Annotated in this window: 5 protein-coding genes; 4 read left to right on the forward strand and 1 reads right to left on the reverse strand. The window is 71.3% G+C overall.

Annotation, left to right across the window (positions count from 1 at the left end; translation table 11 throughout):
• On the reverse strand, positions 1 to 603 hold a 603-nt coding region (locus AC31A1_RS49000; protein WP_489659528.1), incomplete at its 3' end, for a pyridoxamine 5'-phosphate oxidase family protein.
• Positions 604 to 730: 127 nt separating this feature from the next.
• Here AC31A1_RS49000 and AC31A1_RS49005 point away from each other — a divergent pair.
• From AC31A1_RS49005 to AC31A1_RS49020, 4 genes are all read left to right on the forward strand, one after another.
• Positions 731 to 1,291, forward strand: a complete 561-nt coding sequence (locus AC31A1_RS49005) for a TetR/AcrR family transcriptional regulator (protein WP_489659529.1) — start codon at positions 731 to 733, stop codon at positions 1,289 to 1,291.
• Positions 1,292 to 1,296: 5 nt separating this feature from the next.
• Complete coding sequence (locus AC31A1_RS49010) at positions 1,297 to 1,623, forward strand: hypothetical protein (protein WP_489659530.1); 327 nt, start codon at positions 1,297 to 1,299, stop codon at positions 1,621 to 1,623.
• Positions 1,620 to 2,864 carry a D-arabinono-1,4-lactone oxidase gene (locus AC31A1_RS49015; RefSeq protein ID WP_489659531.1) on the forward strand — a complete coding sequence of 415 codons (1,245 nt, stop codon included), beginning with the start codon at positions 1,620 to 1,622 and terminating at the stop codon, positions 2,862 to 2,864. The genes AC31A1_RS49010 and AC31A1_RS49015 overlap by 4 nt, the downstream gene beginning before the upstream one ends.
• Positions 2,865 to 2,992: 128 nt before the next feature.
• On the forward strand, positions 2,993 to 3,272 hold a 280-nt coding region (locus AC31A1_RS49020), incomplete at its 3' end, for a winged helix-turn-helix domain-containing protein (RefSeq protein WP_489659532.1).

Genomic DNA, 3,272 nt, shown 5'->3' on the forward strand with positions numbered 1-3,272 from the left:
GGGTAGCGCGGGGTCCGGGACGGGGGTGCCCCAGGTGGAGGTCAGGGGGAGCGTTCCCGCCCATACGGGCAGGTCCGCGTCGGGTCCGTCGCCGTCGTCGGGGCCGCCGGTGCGGATCTTGACCGACGCCTCGTCGAGGGAGAGGGCGAGCAGGGTGGTGGCCGCGAGTTCCTTGCGGTTGGGCTGCCTGGCGTACGACCACTGCCCGGGCGTCGCGTGTTCGGTGAGGTGGCGCAGGCCGGCCAGCTTCTCCTCCGGGTCGGTGACCTTGCGGGGCACCCCGTGGATCATCGCGCTGCGGTAGTTCACCCCGTGCTCGAACACCGAGCGGGCCAGCACCAGCCCGTCGACATGCGTGACGGTGACACACACGGGGGCTCCGCCCGCGAGACTACGACTCGCGACGGACCCGTGGACGTACAGCTGCCGCCCGTACCTCCCGTACACCGTGGGTACGACGACCGGCCGCCCCTCGATCACGACCCCCAGGTGACAGACGAAACCGGCGTCGAGGATCGCGTCCAGGTCGGCACGGTCGAGGCTGCCCTGTTCGGCGAGGCGGCGGTGTCGGGTGAGGTCGGTCTGCGGGAGGCGGTCGGTCATACCGTCGGAGACTACCGATGTCGTACATCGATGGCCACACCTTCGCCGAATACCGCACCTGCGCGGGAGCATTGCAACGAAATCCGAAGTGTTGACGTGGCTGACATTTTTCGTCAGAATTGTCAGCGTGAGCAAGCGGGACGACATCGTCACAGCGGCCGTCGACGTCTTCAGCCGGTACGGGTTCCGGCAGACCTCGATGGAACTCCTCGCGCGGGCCGCGGGTGTGTCCCGGCCCGCGCTCTACCAGCACTTCGCGAACAAGCGGGACGTCTTCGCCGCCGTCGCCGCCCGGGTCACCGACCTCATGACGGCCGCCGCCCACCGCGCCCGCGACGCCGAGGGGACTCCGGCCGACCAGGTCTACGGCGTGCTCGCGGTGAAGCTGGAGACCGCGATCGGTGTCACCGAGGCGCGATTCCGGCAGGAGCTGGTCGCGGAGGCCGCCGCGATGGGCCTGGCCTCGGCCGAGGACGGACTGCTCGACGCGCTGGTGGATCTGCTCGCCGACGCTCCCGAACCACGCGAGACCGCCGCACTCCTGCTCGCCGCGACCGTCGGCATCGGCCAGTCCGACGGCACCCCGGAGCTGCTCCGCGGCCGGCTGCGCCGGCTCGTCGACCTCGTCACGAACGGCCTCGACAGCGGGCCGGCCCGGAGGAACACCCCACCGCCTCAAAGGAGTTGAGCACCATGATCGGTACGCTCGTCCTCGGTCTCGCCGCCGGCTTCTGCGCGGGGAACGGCCTCCCGTACTACGTGACAGGCAGCACGGGCGAAGGGATCAGCCCCGGCCCGTTCCGTCCCTCCGCCACCGCCAACGTCCTCTCCGGCTGGGTGCTGATCGTCGCCGCGGCCGTCTGCTGGCACTACACCGATACGCAGGCACATCGGCTGCCGACTTATGCTGCGGCAGCAGCAGGAGTCCTCCTCGTCGGGCTGATCCACGCCCGGCTGTGGCGCACCGACCCCTGGGGCAGGACACACGAACGCACGCTCCCGGAGGGACGACAGGCATGACGGAGACGGTCACCAACTGGGCCGGCAACATCACCTACACGGCGAAGGAACTCCACCGCCCGCACACACTCGACGCCCTCAGGACCCTCGTGGCCGAGAGCGCGCGAGTACGGGTGCTGGGCAGCGGCCACTCCTTCAACGAGATCGCCGAGCCTGGCCCCGACGGCACCCTGCTGTCGACCGCCGTACTGCCGCCCGAGTTCGACGTGGACACGACGGCCAGGACGGTACGGGTGTCGGGCGGCGTCCGGTACGCGGAGCTGGCCCGCCGGGTGGCCGGGCACGGGCTCGCGCTGCCCAACATGGCGTCCCTGCCGCACATCTCGGTGGCCGGTTCGGTGGCCACCGGCACGCATGGTTCGGGGGTCCGCAACGGCTCGCTCGCGTCGGCCGTCCGCGAGGTCGAGATCGTGACGGCGGACGGCTCCACGGTCACGATCGCGCGCGGCGACGACCGCTTCGACGGTGCCGTGACCTCCCTCGGCGCGCTCGGTGTCGTCACCTCGCTCACCCTCGACCTGGAGCCGGCCTTCGAGGTCGAGCAGCACGTCTTCACCGAACTGCCGCTCGCCGGGCTGGACTTCGAGACGGTGGCGGCGTCGGCGTACAGCGTGAGTCTGTTCACCGACTGGCGGGAGCCGGGCTTCCGGCAGGTGTGGCTGAAGCGCCGCACCGACCAGCCGCTGACCGACTTCCCGTGGGCGGCGCCCGCGACCGAGGCGCTGCACCCGGTGCCGGGGATGCCCGCGGTCAACACCACCGAGCAGCTCGGGGTGGCGGGGCCGTGGCACGAACGACTGCCGCACTTCCGGGCGGAGTTCACGCCGAGCAGCGGGGCGGAGCTGCAGTCGGAGTACCTGCTGCCGCGCTCGGCCGCACTCGACGCGCTGCACGCGGTCGACAGCATCCGGGAGACGGTCGCCGGTGTCCTGCAGACCTGCGAGGTGCGGACGGTCGCCGCCGACGCGCAGTGGCTGAGCCCCTCGTACGGGCGGGACACGGTCGCCCTGCACTTCACCTGGATCGAGGACACGGAGACGGTGCTGCCCCTGGTGCGACGGCTGGAGGAGGCACTGGATGCCTTCGACGCGCGGCCGCACTGGGGCAAGGTGTTCACCACTCCGGCGGAGGTGCTGCGCGGGCGCTATCCGCGGCTCGGCGACTTCGCGGCGCTTGCGCGGGACCTCGACCCGGAGGGCAAGTTCGCCAACTCCTTCGTCCGGGACGTCCTCGGCGACTGACCGCGTGACCGGCTGGGCGGCGACTTTGTATGGCCCCTTTCCTAACCCCTTGTCGAACGTCGCCCGCTGCCCATAGCCTTGCGCCGCGCCGGTGCCGTCGTGCCTCGGCATGACGCAAGGGGGAAGGGATGGCGACCGCTCCGGCCAAGCGCACGTCACGCGACATCCGTACCGCGAACCGCTACGAGGTGCTGCGCCAGATCATCGCCGAATCGCCCACCTCCCGGCAGGAGTTGGCCGCCGCGACCGGGCTGAGCCTGGCCACGGTGGCCACGCTCGTCGGTGAGCTGCTCGACCTCCGGATGATCACCGAGGTCGGTTTCGAGGACTCGGCGGGGGGCCGCCCGCGGGGGCTCGTGGCGGTCAACGCGTCGGGGGGCGCGCTGATCGGCGTCGACATCGCGGAGA

The sequence above is a fragment of the Streptomyces sp. P5F9 genome, assembly GCF_057961495.1.